Here is a 14,967-nt window from a genome sequence, read left to right on the forward strand (position 1 = left end):
CGGCGGGCCGGACGGGTGGCCGGGGTGGGGCCAGCTCCACCCCGGTACGGAGGCTGGACGGCTGGGGTCGAGGTCGGACCGCCGATAGCGTCGGCGGTGTGTTGATACCCGCGTTGCACGCCGTACGCCAACCCCGGTTCCTGCTCGGACCCTGGCCCTGGCGCTGCCTGGCGTACCTGCTCAGCGGTCCGGTGGTGGCCGGTGTGGTGGGTGGCCCGGTGGCGCTCGTCGCGACGCCGTGGCTGCTGGCCGTGGCCGCGGCCACCCAGCTGGGCCCGTCCCGGCACGGCCTGACCGTGCTCGGCTGGCTGGTCCTGCTGGTCGTGCTCGGCGCGGTGCTGGTGGCGACGGCCGGGCCGCTGCTGGCCGTGCCGGCGGCCATCGTCGAACGGCGCCGCCTACGGCTGGTGGACCCCCGACTCCTGGCCGCCGATCATGTCCGGCCACCGGCACCGGGGTCCTGGTCGTGGCTGCGCACCCGGTACGCCGAGCCGGCCACCTGGCGGGAGCTGGCGTACCTGCTGGTGCTGACGGTGCTGGGGCCCGCGCTGGGCGCGTTGCCGGTGCTCGGCGCGGTGCTGGCGGTCGGGTTCGTCGCCAGCCCGGTGCTGGTGGCGGTCGGTGCGGGGCCGATCGCGGCCGGCCCCACCACCGTCGACTCGCCGGTGGCGGCGCTGCCGGTGGCGGCGGCCGGGGTGCTGCTGCTGGCCGCGCTGGGCTACCTGGTGGCCCTGCTCGCCGGCGGATACGCCTGGCTGGCCCGGGCCCTGCTCGGCGGTGGTCCCGAACAGCGGCTGCGGACCGAGCTGGTGGCGGTGTCCCGGTCCCGGGCCCGGCTGGCGGACGCCTTCGAGGCCGAACGGCGGCGGATCGAGCGGGACCTGCACGACGGTGCCCAGCAGCGGTTGGTCAGTCTCACGCTGCAACTCGGGCTGGCCCGGCTGGACCTGGCCGCGGACTCCCCGGCGGGCGCGGCCGTGTCCCGGGCGCACGACGAGGCCAAGGCGCTGATGGCCGACCTGCGGGGGCTGATCCGGGGCATCCACCCGCACGTGCTGACCGACCTGGGCCTGCCGGCGGCGCTGGCCGAGCTGGCGGCGCGGTCCCCGGTGCCGGTGACGGTCCGGGCCGAACTGCCCAGGTTGCCGGCACCGGTGGAGGCCACCGCGTACTTCGTGGCCGCCGAGGCGCTGGCGAACGTGGCCAAGCACGCCGGCGCCACGGGCGGCACCGTCACCGTGACCCGGGAACGGGGCGACCTGGTGGTGGAGGTCGCCGACGACGGGCGGGGCGGCGCGGACCCGGAGCGGGGCACCGGGCTGACCGGCCTGGCCGACCGGGCCGCCGCGGCCGGCGGCACAATGTACCTGTCCAGCCCGGTCGGTGGGCCGACCGTCGTCAGAGTGGAGCTGCCGTGCCGGCCGAGTCGCCCCGGGTCGTGATCGCCGAGGACGCGGTGCTGCTCCGCGAGGGACTGGTGGGGTTGCTGGAGCGGTTCGGCTTCCAGGTGCTGGCCGCGGTCGGGGACGCCGACGGCCTGCGGGACGCGGTGACCGCGTACCGGCCGGATCTGGTCCTCACCGACGTGCGGATGCCGCCGGGTTTCACCGACGAGGGCCTGCGGGTCGCGGCGGGGTTGCGCGCCGCCGATCCCGGTCTGGCCGTCGTGGCACTGAGCCAGTACGTCGAGCCACGGTACGCGGCCGAGCTGCTCGACTCGGGCGACGGCCGGCGGATCGGCTACCTGCTCAAGGACCGGGTGGTGGACGTCGCCGAGTTCGTCGAGGCGCTGCGCCGGGTGCTGGCCGGTGGCACGGTGGTCGATCCCGAGGTGGTCCGGCAGCTGGTACGCCGTCGGCGGGACCCGCTGGCGCAGCTGTCCGAGCGGGAGCGGGAGGTGCTTGGGCTGATCGCCGAGGGCTGGTCGAACTCGGCGATCGCCGGCCGGCTGTTCCTGTCCGAGGGCGCCGTCGGAAAGCACATCGGCAACATCCTGGCCAAGCTCGACCTGCCGGCCAGCGACGACACCAACCGCCGGGTACGCGCGGTGCTGGCGTACCTGCGCGGCACCGACCGCTGACCGGGCCGGTCGTCGCCCGTTGCTTCCTCCGCGCCAGCGTACGGGGGCCGGCGTAAATGCGCGGCGTGACGGTGCCCGCTTCGGGCACCCTGGACCCATGGTCTTCGTCCCCGGGCTCGAACTGTGCCGCCGGTTCCACGCCGAGGTGGTGGGCCCGATCGTGCGGGACCGGTTCCCCGGGTTGGCGTACGCGGCGGCCCGGCTGGACTCCGGCTCCGAGCTGCTCGGGCTGGACACGGCCCGGTCCATGGACCACGACTGGGGTCCGCGGCTCCAGCTCTACCTCGGCCCCGCCGACGCCGCCCTGGCGCCGGTGGTGGAGGCCACGGTGGGCGCCGCGCTGCCCGCCGACTTCCTCGGCCTGCCCACCCGGTTCGCCGGCGACCCCGACGCCGGGCTCGGGGTGCTGTCCGCCGGCGGTGACCGGCACGGCGTGCGGGTCGGCGAACTGGGCGGCTGGCTGGTGGCCGCGCTCGGCTTCGACCCCCGGTCCGGGGTGGGTACCGAGGACTGGTTGGCGACGCCGACCCAGCGGTTGGCCGAGGTCACCGGCGGCGAGGTGTTCCACGACGGCCTGCCCGGCGCCGCGCTCACCCGGGCCAGGTCGGCGTTGGCCTGGTATCCCGACGACGTCTGGCGGTACGTGCTGGCCGCCCAGTGGACCCGGATCGGCCAGGAGGAGCACCTGGTCGGCCGGTGCGCCGAGGTGGGAGACGAGTTGGGCAGTACCGTGCTGACGGCCCGGGTCGTCCGGGACCTGATGCGGCTGTTCCTGCTGCTGGAGCGCCGTTACCCGCCGTACGGCAAGTGGTTGGGCAGCCAGTTCGCCCGGCTGCCCGGTGCGGCGCCGGCGGTGGCGGCGTTGACCGGCGCGGTCCGGGCCGCCGACTGGCCCCGCCGGGAACGGTCGCTGGGCGCGGCCCTCACCCTGGCGGCGGAGCGGACCAACGCGCTCGGGCTGTCGACGGCGCAGGACCCGGCGGTACGGCCCTTCCACACCCGGCCGTTCCAGGTGCTGCGGGCCGACCGGTTCGCCACCGCGCTGCGGGCGGCGATCACGGACCCGGCCCTGCGCTCCCGGCCGCTGGTCGGCGCGATCGACCAGTTCGTGGACAGCACCGACGTCACCACCCACCCGGCCCGGGCCCGCCGGGTCATCCACGCCGTCCTCCCCGACTGAAAGGAAGGGCCCCGCGCCCGGTCGTGCGCCGCGTCCGGGTGGCGAAGTACGGAACCGTCCCGAACGACCGTTAAGCTAGCGGCATGCGTCTCGACGAGCTGTACCCGCCGGACCGGCTCGCCGCCGCGCAGCGGGCCACCGCGTCCGCCGGCCTCGACGCGCTGCTGCTCACCCCCGGTTCCGACCTGCGGTACCTCACCGGGTACCACGCGCACGCGCTGGAACGGCTCACCTGCCTGGTGCTGCCGGCCGAGGGCGTCGGCACGCTGATCGTGCCCCGGCTGGAGCGGCCCGCCGCTGAGGCGTCTCCGGCGCCCGGAACCGGGCTGCGGATCGTCGACCACGCCGACGGCACCGACCCGTACCCCCTGGTGGTGGCCGCCCTACGCGAGGCCGGCGGCGCCCCGCGCGGACCTGGTGACCCCGGCGTCACCGGCGGGCCCGGACCCACCGATGCGCCGGGTGCCACCGGCGGGCCCCGACCCACCGATGCGCCGGGTGCCACCGGCGGGCCCCGAGCCACCGATGAGCCGGGTGCCACCGGCGGGGCCGGTCCGATCAGCGGACCCGGCGCCACCGCCGTGATCGGGCTGGCCGACCGGATGTGGGCCGAACAGGTGCTGGCGCTGCGCGCCGTGCTGCCGGACACCCGCTGGCGGTTGGCCGGTGAGGTGCTGCGCGGGCTGCGGATCCGCAAGTCACCGGCGGAGGTGGCGGCGCTGCGTGCGGCCGGGGCCGCGATCGACGCGGTACACGCCCGGATGGCCGAGTGGCTGCGACCCGGCCGCACCGAGCGGCAGGTCGGCGCGGACATCGCCGCCGCGATCCGGGAGGTGGGCCACGCCAGCGTCGACTTCGTGATCGTCGCGGCCGGGCCGAACGCCGCCAGCCCGCACCACGACACCGCAGACCGGGTGATCGAACCCGGCGATCCGGTGGTGGTGGACATCGGCGGCACCATGCCGTCCGGCTACTGCTCCGACGCCACCCGCACGTACGCGGTGGGGGAGCCGCCGGCGGACTTCCGGCGTTACTACGAGGTGCTGTACGCCGCGCAGCGCGCGGCCGTCGCCGCCGTCCGGCCCGGGGTCAGCGCGGCGGCGGTGGACGCGGCGGCCCGGGACGTCATCGCGGCGGCCGGCTACGGCGACGCCTTCCTGCACCGCACCGGGCACGGGATCGGCCTGGACGGGCACGAGGACCCGTACGTGGTGGCCGGCAACGGGCTGGCGCTGGAGACCGGGATGGCCTTCTCGGTCGAACCGGGCATCTATCTCAGCGGCCGGCACGGCGCCCGGATCGAGGACATCGTCGTCTGCGCCGCGGACGGCGTGCAACGGCTGAACACCCTTCCCACGGAGCTTGTCCTGCTATGACCGTCGACCGCATCCTGCCCACCGAGGAAGCCGGGGAACTGCTCGGCCTCGTCACCGAACTCGCCGAGGGGGAACTCGCGCCCCGGGTGACCGACTTCGAGTCCCGCGGCGAGTTCCCGCGCGAGGTGCTGCGTACCCTCGGCCGCTCCGGCCTGCTCGGTCTGCCGTATCCGGCGGAGTACGGCGGTGCCGAGCAGCCGTACGAGGTCTACCTACAGGTGCTGGAGATCCTGGCCGGTCGGTGGCTGGCGGTCGCCGAGGCGGTCAGCGTACACACGCTGGCCTGTTTCCCGGTGGCGGCGTACGGCGACGCGAAGCTGCGCGCGCTGCTGCCGGAGATGATCGGCGGCGAGCTGCTGGGCGCGTACTGCCTGTCCGAACCGCAGGGTGGGTCGGACGCGGCGGCGCTGGCGACCCGCGCTGTCCGGGACGGCGCGGCGTACGTGGTGTCCGGCACCAAGGCGTGGATCACCCACGCGGGCGTGGCGGACTTCTACAACATCTTCTGCCGCACCGGCGGACCGGGCGCGGGCGGCATCTCGTGCCTGCTGGCCGACGCCGGTACGCCGGGCATCGTGCCGCAGACCCCGGAACGCACCATGGGCCTGCGCTCCTCGCCGGTGGCGCAGATCGCCTTCGACGACGCCCGGGTCCCGGTCGACCGGCTGGTCGGCGCGGAGGGGACCGGTTTCCGGATCGCGATGCAGGCCCTGGACTCCGGTCGCCTGGGCATCGCCGCCTGCGCCGTCGGGCTCGCCCAGGCGGCGTTGGACTACGCCTGCGGGTACGCCCGGGAGCGCAACCAGTTCGGTCGGCCGATCATCGAGTTCCAGGGGCTGGGTTTCCTGCTCGCCGACATGGCCACCCAGGTGGCCGCGGCCCGCGCCCTGGTGCTGGCCGCGGCCCGGCTGCGCGACGCCGGCCGGCCGTACTCGGTGGAGGCGGCCAAGGCGAAGGTCTTCGCCACGGACGTGGCCATGAGGGTCACCACCGACGCGGTCCAGGTGCTCGGCGGTGCCGGGTACGTGGCCGATCACCCGGTCGAGCGGTTCATGCGGGAGGCCAAGGTGTTGCAGATCGTCGAGGGCACCAACCAGATCCAGCGGCTGGTGATCTCCCGCGCCCTGACGAAGGGCTGACGGCGGATCGACGCGGCCCCGCGGCAGTCGCTGTTAAGAAGGGCCCCCTGCTATACGAAAAGCGATAACAGGGGGCCCTTCCTTTCAGGTCAGGCGGCGGCGCGGTCGGTCACCGGCCGGCGGCGCAGGAGGGGATCGGTGAGTGCGGGCGGGCGCCAGGCGCCGTCCGGCGGATACAGGTCGGTGCCCGGTGGCACGATCTCGTCGATGCGGTCCAGGGTGGCGTCGTCGAGGACGAGTTCGGCGCCCTCCAGCAGGCTGTCGAGCTGTTCCGGGGTGCGGGGCCCGATGATCACCGAGGTCACCGCCGGGTGGGCGGCCGGGAAGGCCACGGCCAGTTCCGGCAGGGTGCAGCCGAGGTCGTCGGCCAGTTCGACGAGCCGCTCGACGGCCGCCAGTTTGCGGGCGGTGTCGGGCCGGGACGGGTCGAACCGTCCGGGGTTCAGCGCCGCCCGGCCGGTGGTCAGGTCGACGGGCGCTCCGGCCCGGTACTTTCCGGACAGGAAGCCCCAGGCCAGCGGGCTCCAGGTCAGCACGCCCATGCCGGTGCGCTGGCAGACCGGCAGCAGGTGGGTCTCGATGCCACGGGCCAGGATCGAGTACGGCGGCTGCTCGGTGCGGAACCGGCGCAGTCCACGACGCTCCGCCACGTGGTGGGCCTCGACGATCTGGTCGGCCGGGAAGGTGGAGCAGCCGAAGGCCCGGATCTTGCCCTGGGTGACCAGGTCGGTCAGCACCGACAGGGTCTCCTCGATGTCCGTGGTGTGGTCGGGGCGGTGGATCTGGTAGAGGTCGATCCGGTCGGTGCCGAGCCGGCGCAGGCTGTCCTCGACGGCCTGCAGGATCCAGCGCCGCGAGTTGCCGCCCCGGTTGCGGCCCGTGCCCATCGGGAAGTGGACCTTGGTGGCCAGTACGACGTCGTCCCGTCGGCCGTGCAGGGCCCGGCCCACGATCTGCTCGCACTCGCCCGCCGAGTACATGTCCGCGGTGTCGATCAGGTTCACCCCCCGGTCCAGGGCGGCGTGGATGATCCGTACGCACTCGTCGTGGTCGGGGTTGCCGACCGCGCCGAACATCATCGTGCCGAGGGCGTGGACGCTGACCTCGATGCCGGTGCCGCCGAGGACCCGGTAACGCATGGGGATGCTCCGTTCCGGCGGCTCCGGTCGGGCCGCCGGACCGGACCATATGAGTTGGAGTCGACTCCAGGTCAAGCCGTATGGTGACGGCCATGGCGGAGGCTTCCACCGCGCTCAGCATCGGTCAGGTCGCGGCGCGGACCGGGCTCAGCGTGCACGCGCTGCGGTTCTACGAGCGGGAGGGGATCCTGGCCAACCCGGTGTCCCGGGGTGTCGGCGGTCGGCGCGTCTACCGGGAGGAGGACGTCGACTGGCTCACGGTGTGCGTCATCCTGCGGGCGTCCGGGATGCCGTTGCCGGAGATCCGCCGGTACACCGAGCTGGTCCGTGCCGGCGCGGGCAATGAGGCCGTGCGGCTGGACTTGCTGCGGGCGCACCGGACCCGGGTGCTGGCCCAGATGAGCCAGCTTGGGCGGTGTCTGGACCTGGTCACCTTCAAGATCGGGGTGTACGAGGACATTCTGGACAGCGCGTCGGCCGTGTCGGACCAGGGTTGACCGCGGCGCGTTTCCGGCACCCCACCGGACCGGCGCGCCCGGTAGGTTTCTCCGGGTGGAAGAGACCGACCGTGCCATCCTCGCCGCGCTGACCACCGACGGCCGGTTGTCCTATACGGACCTGGCCGAGCGGGTGGGCCTGTCGGTGTCCGCGGTACACCAGCGGGTGCGCCGGCTGGAGCAGCGCGGGATCATTCGCGGGTACGCCGCCCGGGTGGCCTACGACGCGGTGGAGCTGCCGTTGACCGCGTTCGTGGCGATCCGTCCGTTCGATCCGTCCCAGCCTGACGACGCCCCGGAACGGCTGGCCCACCTGCCGGAGATCGAGTCGTGCTATTCGGTGGCGGGGGAGGACTTCTACCTGCTGCTGGTCCGGGTGGCGGGCCCGGTGGACCTGGAACGGGTGTTGCAGGAGATCCGTACCTCGGCGAACGTCACCACCCGGACCACCGTGGTGCTGTCGACGCCGTACGAGGCCCGGCCGCCCCGGTTGGCCCCGCAGCTCTGACCCGGCTCGACCCGGCCTGACCCCGGCGGGCAACGCCGGGTCTCACCCGTCCCACGGCCCGGCCCGGATTTCGGCGCGGCCCCGAGTGATTGCCGCCGCCGCGATGACGGTCAGTCGGTCACCTGGCTGTCAGCCGGTCACCGGGGCGTTCCAGCGCCGGATGACCCGGCGGTCCCGTTCGAAGCCGAGTACCGACAGCGTGCCGGTGGCCAGCCAGAGCAGGGCGCCGCCGGCCGGGGAGAGTCCGATCCACCGCGCGGCGGCGACGCGCAGGCTGTGGCCGTGCGCGATCAGGGCGACGTCTCCGTCGTCGAGCCGGTCGGCGACCCGGGCCAGCACCCGGTCCAGGCGGGCGCCCACCTGGGCGGGCGATTCGCCGCCGGGACAGCCGTCGACCCACAGGTCCCAGTCGGGGTGGTCGGCGCGGATCTGGGGGGTGGTCCGGCCCTCGAAGGCGCCGTAGTTCCACTCGGCCAGGTCGTCGTCGAGGTCGGTCACGGTCAGCCCCGCCAGTTCGGCGGTGCTCCGGGCGCGTAGCCGGGGGCTGCACAGCACGGTGCCGAAACGCCGCCCGGCGAGCGGGGCGGCGAGGGCGCGGGCCTGCCGCTCGCCGTCGGGGGTGAGTGGCAGGTCGGTGTACGAGGTGTGCCGGCCCGCCGCGCTCCACTCGGTCTGGCCGTGTCTGAGAAGAACGATCTCGCCCATCAGGCCAGTCAACCACCGCACCCGGCCGGTCACCCGACGGGGAGATCCGGCCGGCAAAGATACCCCTAGCATCCTAGGACGCCCTACGGGGTGTGCGGCCTGGCACATGGCGGAAAAACGGTTTCCCCGACACCGGAACCGGGCACCAAAGAGGTCGACCCGAACCTGAAACGGCGACTTGAGGAGTGCGATATGAGCTTCGCGGACAAGGTCTCGAACAAGATCGAAGAGCTGAAGGGCGCCGGCAAGGAGAAGTTCGGCGACGCCACCGACAACGAGAGCCTGCAGGCCGAAGGCGCGACCGACCGTACCGAGGCGCAGACCAGGCAGGCCGGCGAGCACCTCAAGGACGCGGGTCGGGACGTCAAGGACGCGTTCGGCGCCTGATCCTGATCCGACGTTTGAGGGCCCGGAACACCGCGGTGTTCCGGGCCCTCAAACGTGGACGCCGCGGTGGGCTCAGTGGCCGGCTGGCTCCTGCTCGGCCCACCACTTCTGGCCGGTTTCGGGAAGCGTGTCGATCGGGTCGTAGTACGCGTACCGCTTGCTGAGCGCGTCGGCGTCGGCGGCCTCGATGGAGGTGCGGTAGTTCTTCGTCCAGTACGAGATGCCGCGTTCGCGGTCGTACTCGGTGACCATGTGCACCCACCGCTTGCCGACGAACGGTACGTCGCAGACGATCCGCGGGGTCGCGTAGCCGGGCAGGTAGCCCATCATGTCGTGCTGGAGCTGCTCGGCGTGCCAGACCGGCACCCGCCAGTGTTCCGCGTTGGGGATCATGTCGCACATGTAGAAGTAGTACGGCAGGATGCCGGCCTCGCCCTGCAGGGCGAAGCACAGGTCGAGCAGCGCCGGGGCGGTTGCGTTGACGCCGCGCATGAGGACGCCCTGGTTGCGGACGTCCCGGACGCCGACCTCGAGGGCGGTCTGGGCGGCCCGGGCGACCAGCGGGGTGAGCGACTGGGCGTGGTTGACGTGGGTGTGGATGGCGAGGTTGACGCCGCGGCGGGAGGCGGTGCGGGCGACCCGTTCGAGGCCCTCGACGACGTCGGGTTGGAGCCAGTGCTGGGGGAGGCCCATGAGGGCCTTGGTGGCCAGCCGGATGTCGCGGATGGTTTCGATCTCCAGCAGGCGCATCAGGTACGCCTCGAGGTTGCGCCAGGGCACGTTGGCCACGTCGCCGCCGGAGACGACGACGTCCCGGACCCCGGGGTGGGCCTTGAGGTAGTTGACGTGGGCGTCGTACCGGTCGACGGGCTTGAGGGTGAGCTTGAGTTTGTCGACGGTGGGGGTGGAGTTGCCGACGAGGTCCATCCGGGTGCAGTGCCCGCAGTACTGGGGGCAGGTGGAGAGCAGTTCGGCGAGGACCTTGGTGGGGTAGCGGTGGGTGAGTCCCTCGGCGACCCACATGTCGTGTTCGTGCAGGCTGTCGCGGGTGGCGTAGGGGTGTGAGGGCCAGTCGGTGCGGCGGTCGGAGGCCACCGGGATCATGTAGCGCCGGATGGGGTCGGCGTAGAGGGCGTCGGTGCTGGGTGGGGCGTCCGGGACCATGGTGTTGAGCATCTGGGGTGGCACCAGCATGGACATGGTGGCGTGCTGGGCCTGGTCGTCGGCGAGGTCGGCGTAGAAGGTGTCGTCCACCAGGTCGCCGAGGAGCCGGCGGAGCTGTTTGGCGTTCTTGACGCAGTTGACGCGCTGCCACTGGGCGGATTCCCACTGTTCGCGCGTGACGTCGCGCCAGCCGGGGAAGCGGGTCCAGTCGGGTTCGACCAGGGGCCGGCGGCGGTATTCGTATGGCTGGCCGCCGGCGAGGGTGGTGCGGGCGGCGGGGGATTCGGCGGGGTGTTCCGGTGCCGGTTCGGTGGGGGTGCGAGGGGTGGGCGCGCCCAGTTGGGCGGCCGGTACGGGCTCGGTCTGGGTCACGGGTCCTCCTCGGGTGGCGGCGCTGTCTGGCGGTGACCCCGGACGGTACTGGAAAATATCCTGGTCAGAAACTATTCTGCCGTAAGTTTTCCGGCCAGGCGAGTGGGGTCGGGAGTATCAGGGGAGGGTTGGCATGACGTCACCGGTCGGGTTGCACCGGGTGCTGGAACCGGTGGGGGTGCTGCCGCAGGCGGCGTACCGGTTGGATACCGCTCCGGAGGTCGGCCCGGACGAGGTGCGGGTGCGGGTGGAGCGGCTGAATCTGGACGCGGCGAGTTTCCGGCAGTTGGCCGAGAAGCACGGCGGGGACGGCGCGGCGGTGCGGGCTGAGGTGCTGGACATCATTTCCAGCCGGGGGAAGATGCACAATCCGGTGACCGGCTCGGGTGGCATGTTGATCGGCACGGTGGACGAGGTCGGCCCGGATTCGCCGTTGGGGTTGAGGCCGGGTGACCGGGTGGCGACGTTGGTGTCGTTGACGCTGACCCCGCTCGCGGTGTCGGACGGGCTGGCCGGGTGGGATGGCCGGGGTGAGCAGGTGCCGTGTGCGGGGCACGCGATCCTGTTCGCGCGGTCGATCGCGGCGGTGCTTCCCGGGGACCTGGATCCGCAGCTGAGTCTGGCGGTGTTGGACGTGTGTGGGGCGCCGGCGCTGACGGCGCGGGTGGTGGGTGCGCGCCGGTCGGCCGGCGCCGGGGTGTCGGTGGCGGTGATCGGGGGTGCCGGCAAGAGTGGGTCGCTCGCGCTGGCGGCGGCCCGGCGGGCGGGGGCGAGCCGGACGGTCGGGGTGGTGCCGGTGCCGGCGGAGCGGGACCGGCTGGTGGCGGCGGGTCTGGCTGACGCGGTGGTGTTGGCGGACGCCCGGGATCCGGTGGCGCTGTCGGGGGCGGTGACCGGTGCGTTGGGCGGGCCGGCGGATGTGACGGTGGTGTGCGTGGATGTGCCGGGGTGCGAGCACGGGGCGATCCTGGCGACCGCGGATGGCGGCACGGTGGTGTTCTTCTCGATGGCGACGAGTTTCGCGGCGGCGGCGTTGGGCGCGGAGGGTCTGGCGGCGGACGTGACGATGCTGGTGGGCAACGGGTACGTGCCGGGGCACGCGGAGCTGGCGTTGGGGTTGTTGCGGGAGGTGCCGGGGGTGCGTGCGCTGTTCGAGGCCCGGCTTTCGGCAGACTGACGTCATGACTGCTCAGGTGTCGGGCCGCGCGCGGGTGGCCGGGAAGTCCTCGACGTTGTATCGCGGTGGACGGTTGCACTGTCCGTCTGATCCGTCGGCGACGGCGTTGCTGGTGCGGGACGGCCGGATCGACTGGTTGGGTCCGGACGGGGACGCGCCGGTGGCGGATCGGGTGGTGGAGCTGGACGGGGCGTTGGTGACGCCGGCGTTCGTGGACGCGCATGTGCACTGCACGGACACCGGTCTGGCGTTGGCCGGGTTGGATCTGTCGGCGGTCCGGTCGGCGGGGGAGGTGTTGGACCGGGTGGCGGGGTTCGCCGCGGGTCTGCCGGGTGACGCGGTGGTGTTGGGGCACGGGTGGGATGAGTCCGGGTGGTCGGATGCCCGGTTGCCGGACGCGGCGCAGTTGGATCGGGCGGCGGGTGGTCGCCGGGTGTATCTGTCGCAGGCGTCGATCCATTCGGCGCTGGTGTCGGCGGCGTTGCTGGCGGCGGCGCCGCGGGTGCGGGAGGCGGTGGGGTTCGACGGGTCGGGTTGGGTGCGGCGGGACGCGCATCACGTGGTGCGGGAGGTGGCGTTGGGTTCGGTGTCGGCGGCGCAGCGGTCCCGGGCGCAGCGGTTGGCGTTGCGGCGGGCGGCGGAGTTGGGTGTCGCGGCGGTGCACGAGTGTGGTGGGCCGGGTACGTCGGACGAGGCGGATTTCACCGGGGTGTTGGCGTTGTCGGGTGACGGGTTGCCGGAGGTGTACGGCTACTGGGGTGAGTTGTTGGGTGCGGAGCGGGCTCGGGAGTTGGGTGCGGTGGGTGCGGGTGGGGATCTGTACGCGGACGGGGCGTTGGGGTCGCGGACGGCGCACGTGTCGGTGCCGTACCTGGATGGTGAGCCGGGTGGGTGTGGGCACGGGTACCTGTCGGTGGAGCAGGTGCGGGATCACCTGGTGGATTGTGTGCGGCGGGGGATGCAGGGCGGGTTTCACGCGATCGGTGACGCGGCGTTGTCGACGGTGTTGGCGGGGTTCGCGGCGGCGGGCGGGTTGGTGGGGGTTGACCGGTTGCGGGCGGGGCGGCATCGGGTGGAGCACGCGGAGTTGATGGACAAGCGGTTGATCGCGGGGTTTGTGGAGTTCGGGGTGGTGGCGAGCATGCAGCCGGCGTTCGACCGGTTGTGGGGTGGTGAGCGGCAGATGTACGCGGCGCGGTTGGGGGCGGGGCGGGCGTTGGCGTCGAATCCGATGGGTGCGATGCACGGGGTGGGGGTGCCGTTGGCGTTCGGGTCGGATTCGCCGGTGACGCCGTTGGATCCGTGGGGTTCGGTGCGGGCGGCGGCGGCGCATTTCAATCCGGTGCAGCGGATGAGTGTGGCGGCGGCGTTCGCGGCGCACACCCGGGGTGGTTGGGCGGCGTTGCCGGCTCGGCCGCGGGGGTCGGGGTTGCCGGCGGAGGGGGTGTTGGCGCGGGGTGCGGCGGCGACGTTCGCGGTGTGGTCGACGCCGGCGGGGGTGCGTCGGGGGTTGCCGGTGTTGTTGGCCGCCGATCCGGAGGTGCGGGGGCCGGAGGATCCGACTCCGTTGCCGGTGTGCCGGCGCACGGTGCTGCGGGGTGACGTGATTTTCGAGGAGGGCGGGTCGTCGTGAGCGGCAAGTTGGGATTGGATCCGGCGGTGGTGGCGCGGGCCCGGGAGTTGGCCCGGTTGGCGGGCCAGCCGGTGGTGGATCTGGCGCGTGGTCACACGACGGTGTCGGTGGAGCGGGCGGTGTTGCGGCTGGCCGGGGTGGCGGGTGCGGATCCGGAGGGGATTCCGTGGGTGAACCGGCTGGTGGACGCGGTGGTGGCCGATGTGGGGTTGGGGCATGGGGTGGCGTTGCCGGTGTTCGACGCGCTGGCGCGGGAGCAGCTCGATGATCTGACGTTGCTGGCGCAGAAGGCGGCGGCCGGGTCGGTGCGGTTCGAGGTGCCGGTGGGGAAGGCGGCGACGGCGGCGCGGCGGGGGGCGCGGCGGGCGGTGGCGGGTGGGATCCGGTTGATCGATCGGCGGCGGGTGGAGCGGGAGCGGTTGATCAGGCGGTACGGGGATGCGCCGCGGCGGCCGTGGGTGTATCTGATCGTGGCGACGGGGGACATCTACGAGGACATTCCGCAGGCGCAGGCGGCGGCGCGGGCGGGTGCGGATGTGATCGCGGTGATCCGGTCGACGGGTCAGTCGTTGTTGGACTACGTGCCGGAGGGGGCGACCCGGGAGGGGTTCGCGGGGACGTACGCGACGCAGGAGAATTTCCGGTTGATGCGGGCGGCGTTGGACACCTCGTCGCGGGAGTTGGGACGTTATGTCCGGTTGACGAATTACGCGTCGGGGCTGTGCATGCCCGAGATGGCGGCCCTCGCGGGGCTGGAGCGGCTGGACATGATGTTGAACGACTCGATGTACGGGATCCTGTTCCGGGACATCAACCCGATCCGCACGTTCGTGGACCAGCGGTTCTCCCGGCAGGTGCACGCGCGGGCGGGGATCATCATCAACACCGGTGAGGACAACTATCTGACCACGGCGGACGCGGTGGACGAGGCGCACACGGTGACGGTGTCGCAGTTGTTGAACGAGTTCTTCGCGCACGAGGCGGGGTTGGCGGACTGGCAGTTGGGGTTGGGGCACGCGTTCGAGATCAATCCGGAGGTGCCGGAGTCGTTCCGGTTGGAGTTGGCGCACGCGTTGCTGGCCCGGGAGTTGTTCCCGGACGCGCCGTTGAAGTGGATGCCGCCGACGAAGCACATGACCGGGGACGTGTTCCGGGGGAACCTGCTGGACGGGTTCTTCAACCTGGTGGGTGCGATGACGGGCCAGGGGATCCTGCTGGTGGGGATGATGACGGAGGCGGTGGTGACGCCGTGGTTGTCGGACCGGGACATCGCGCTGCAGAACGTGCGGTACGTGTTGGGCGCGGCGGGCGGATTGCACGAGGATTTCGTGCCGGCGCCGGGTGGGTTCATCCAGACCCGGGCGCACCGGGTGCTGGCCGAGGCGGTCGAGTTGCTGGCGAGGATCACGGACAGTGCCGGCGCCGCCGAACCGCACGCTCTCGGCGGGCCGCTGCTGAACGCGATCGCGGACGGCACGTTCGGGATCATGAAGCGGCCGGCGGACCGGGGCAGGGGCCTGGACGGGGTGGCGCCGCACGAGGCGGGTTACTACAACCCGGCCACGGAGATCCTGGAAGGGGACCGGTCGTGACGGCCGCGACGGACCGGC

At 72.9% G+C, this 14,967-nt stretch carries 14 protein-coding genes; 11 read left to right on the forward strand and 3 right to left on the reverse strand.

The annotated features are described in order from the left end of the window. Window positions 1–98 precede the first annotated feature (98 nt). The 5 genes from ACXN5W_RS11030 (at window position 99) to ACXN5W_RS11050 (ending at window position 5,775) form a co-directional block, all read left to right on the forward strand. Window positions 99–1,442 carry a sensor histidine kinase gene (locus ACXN5W_RS11030; RefSeq protein ID WP_473158109.1) on the forward strand — a complete coding sequence of 448 codons (1,344 nt, stop codon included), beginning with the start codon at window positions 99–101 and terminating at the stop codon, window positions 1,440–1,442. Further along, window positions 1,415–2,080 (forward strand): response regulator transcription factor, encoded by a 666-nt coding sequence (locus ACXN5W_RS11035; protein ID WP_473158110.1) that lies wholly within the window; start codon window positions 1,415–1,417, stop codon window positions 2,078–2,080. Before ACXN5W_RS11030 ends, ACXN5W_RS11035 begins: the two co-directional genes overlap by 28 nt. A gap of 97 nt (window positions 2,081–2,177) precedes the next feature. Then, the gene (locus tag ACXN5W_RS11040) at window positions 2,178–3,260 is read left to right on the forward strand and encodes a DUF4037 domain-containing protein (protein ID WP_473158111.1); all 1,083 of its coding nucleotides are present in this window, start codon (window positions 2,178–2,180) and stop codon (window positions 3,258–3,260) included. A gap of 83 nt (window positions 3,261–3,343) precedes the next feature. After that, window positions 3,344–4,636, forward strand: a complete 1,293-nt coding sequence (locus ACXN5W_RS11045) for a M24 family metallopeptidase (RefSeq protein WP_473158112.1) — start codon at window positions 3,344–3,346, stop codon at window positions 4,634–4,636. Continuing rightward, on the forward strand, window positions 4,633–5,775 hold the full coding sequence (locus tag ACXN5W_RS11050; RefSeq protein WP_473158113.1) for an acyl-CoA dehydrogenase family protein: 1,143 nt from the start codon (window positions 4,633–4,635) through the stop codon (window positions 5,773–5,775). The genes ACXN5W_RS11045 and ACXN5W_RS11050 overlap by 4 nt, the downstream gene beginning before the upstream one ends. Window positions 5,776–5,864: 89 nt before the next feature. Here ACXN5W_RS11050 and ACXN5W_RS11055 read toward each other — a convergent pair whose 3' ends face one another. Then, window positions 5,865–6,914 carry an aldo/keto reductase gene (locus tag ACXN5W_RS11055; protein ID WP_473158114.1) on the reverse strand — a complete coding sequence of 350 codons (1,050 nt, stop codon included), beginning with the start codon at window positions 6,912–6,914 and terminating at the stop codon, window positions 5,865–5,867. A 92-nt stretch (window positions 6,915–7,006) separates the two neighbouring features. Between ACXN5W_RS11055 and ACXN5W_RS11060 the strand changes: the two genes are divergently transcribed. Then, complete coding sequence (locus ACXN5W_RS11060; RefSeq protein ID WP_473158115.1) at window positions 7,007–7,411, forward strand: MerR family transcriptional regulator; 405 nt, start codon at window positions 7,007–7,009, stop codon at window positions 7,409–7,411. A 55-nt stretch (window positions 7,412–7,466) separates the two neighbouring features. Next, window positions 7,467–7,919 carry an Lrp/AsnC family transcriptional regulator gene (locus ACXN5W_RS11065; RefSeq protein WP_473158116.1) on the forward strand — a complete coding sequence of 151 codons (453 nt, stop codon included), beginning with the start codon at window positions 7,467–7,469 and terminating at the stop codon, window positions 7,917–7,919. A 129-nt stretch (window positions 7,920–8,048) separates the two neighbouring features. Here ACXN5W_RS11065 and ACXN5W_RS11070 read toward each other — a convergent pair whose 3' ends face one another. Next, window positions 8,049–8,624, reverse strand: a complete 576-nt coding sequence (locus ACXN5W_RS11070) for a histidine phosphatase family protein (protein ID WP_473158117.1) — start codon at window positions 8,622–8,624, stop codon at window positions 8,049–8,051. 192 nt (window positions 8,625–8,816) lie between these two features. Between ACXN5W_RS11070 and ACXN5W_RS11075 the strand changes: the two genes are divergently transcribed. Next, window positions 8,817–9,011: a CsbD family protein gene (locus ACXN5W_RS11075; RefSeq protein ID WP_473158118.1), complete on the forward strand. Its 195-nt coding sequence runs from the start codon at window positions 8,817–8,819 to the stop codon at window positions 9,009–9,011. 72 nt (window positions 9,012–9,083) lie between these two features. Here ACXN5W_RS11075 and ACXN5W_RS11080 read toward each other — a convergent pair whose 3' ends face one another. After that, window positions 9,084–10,514 (reverse strand): KamA family radical SAM protein, encoded by a 1,431-nt coding sequence (locus tag ACXN5W_RS11080; RefSeq protein WP_473158175.1) that lies wholly within the window; start codon window positions 10,512–10,514, stop codon window positions 9,084–9,086. A gap of 166 nt (window positions 10,515–10,680) precedes the next feature. Between ACXN5W_RS11080 and kdd the strand changes: the two genes are divergently transcribed. Genes kdd through kamD form a run of 3 tightly spaced genes read left to right on the forward strand, consistent with a single transcriptional unit; the run spans window position 10,681 to window position 14,949 of the window. Next, window positions 10,681–11,724, forward strand: coding sequence for an L-erythro-3,5-diaminohexanoate dehydrogenase (kdd, locus tag ACXN5W_RS11085; protein ID WP_473158119.1), 1,044 nt, complete (start codon window positions 10,681–10,683; stop codon window positions 11,722–11,724). Between the two features lie 4 nt (window positions 11,725–11,728). Then, the gene (locus ACXN5W_RS11090) at window positions 11,729–13,357 is read left to right on the forward strand and encodes an amidohydrolase (protein ID WP_473158120.1); all 1,629 of its coding nucleotides are present in this window, start codon (window positions 11,729–11,731) and stop codon (window positions 13,355–13,357) included. Continuing rightward, entirely contained in the window at window positions 13,354–14,949 is a 1,596-nt protein-coding gene (gene kamD / locus ACXN5W_RS11095) for a lysine 5,6-aminomutase subunit alpha (RefSeq protein ID WP_473158121.1), read from the forward strand. Before ACXN5W_RS11090 ends, kamD begins: the two co-directional genes overlap by 4 nt. Window positions 14,950–14,967 lie beyond the last annotated feature (18 nt).

Source organism: Plantactinospora sp. A48 (assembly GCF_055793945.1).

What these genes read in the sequence shown, in the direction of transcription:
- kdd (WP_473158119.1), top strand. Translation starts at nt 10,681, where the DNA reads ATGACGTCACCGGTCGGGTTGCACCGGGTGCTGGAACCGGTGGGGGTG.
- ACXN5W_RS11090 (WP_473158120.1), top strand. Translation starts at nt 11,729, where the DNA reads ATGACTGCTCAGGTGTCGGGCCGCGCGCGGGTGGCCGGGAAGTCCTCG.
- ACXN5W_RS11055 (WP_473158114.1), bottom strand. Translation starts at nt 6,914, where the DNA reads ATGCGTTACCGGGTCCTCGGCGGCACCGGCATCGAGGTCAGCGTCCAC.
- ACXN5W_RS11050 (WP_473158113.1), top strand. Translation starts at nt 4,633, where the DNA reads ATGACCGTCGACCGCATCCTGCCCACCGAGGAAGCCGGGGAACTGCTC.
- ACXN5W_RS11060 (WP_473158115.1), top strand. Translation starts at nt 7,007, where the DNA reads ATGGCGGAGGCTTCCACCGCGCTCAGCATCGGTCAGGTCGCGGCGCGG.
- ACXN5W_RS11070 (WP_473158117.1), bottom strand. Translation starts at nt 8,624, where the DNA reads ATGGGCGAGATCGTTCTTCTCAGACACGGCCAGACCGAGTGGAGCGCG.
- ACXN5W_RS11075 (WP_473158118.1), top strand. Translation starts at nt 8,817, where the DNA reads ATGAGCTTCGCGGACAAGGTCTCGAACAAGATCGAAGAGCTGAAGGGC.
- ACXN5W_RS11040 (WP_473158111.1), top strand. Translation starts at nt 2,178, where the DNA reads ATGGTCTTCGTCCCCGGGCTCGAACTGTGCCGCCGGTTCCACGCCGAG.
- ACXN5W_RS11045 (WP_473158112.1), top strand. Translation starts at nt 3,344, where the DNA reads ATGCGTCTCGACGAGCTGTACCCGCCGGACCGGCTCGCCGCCGCGCAG.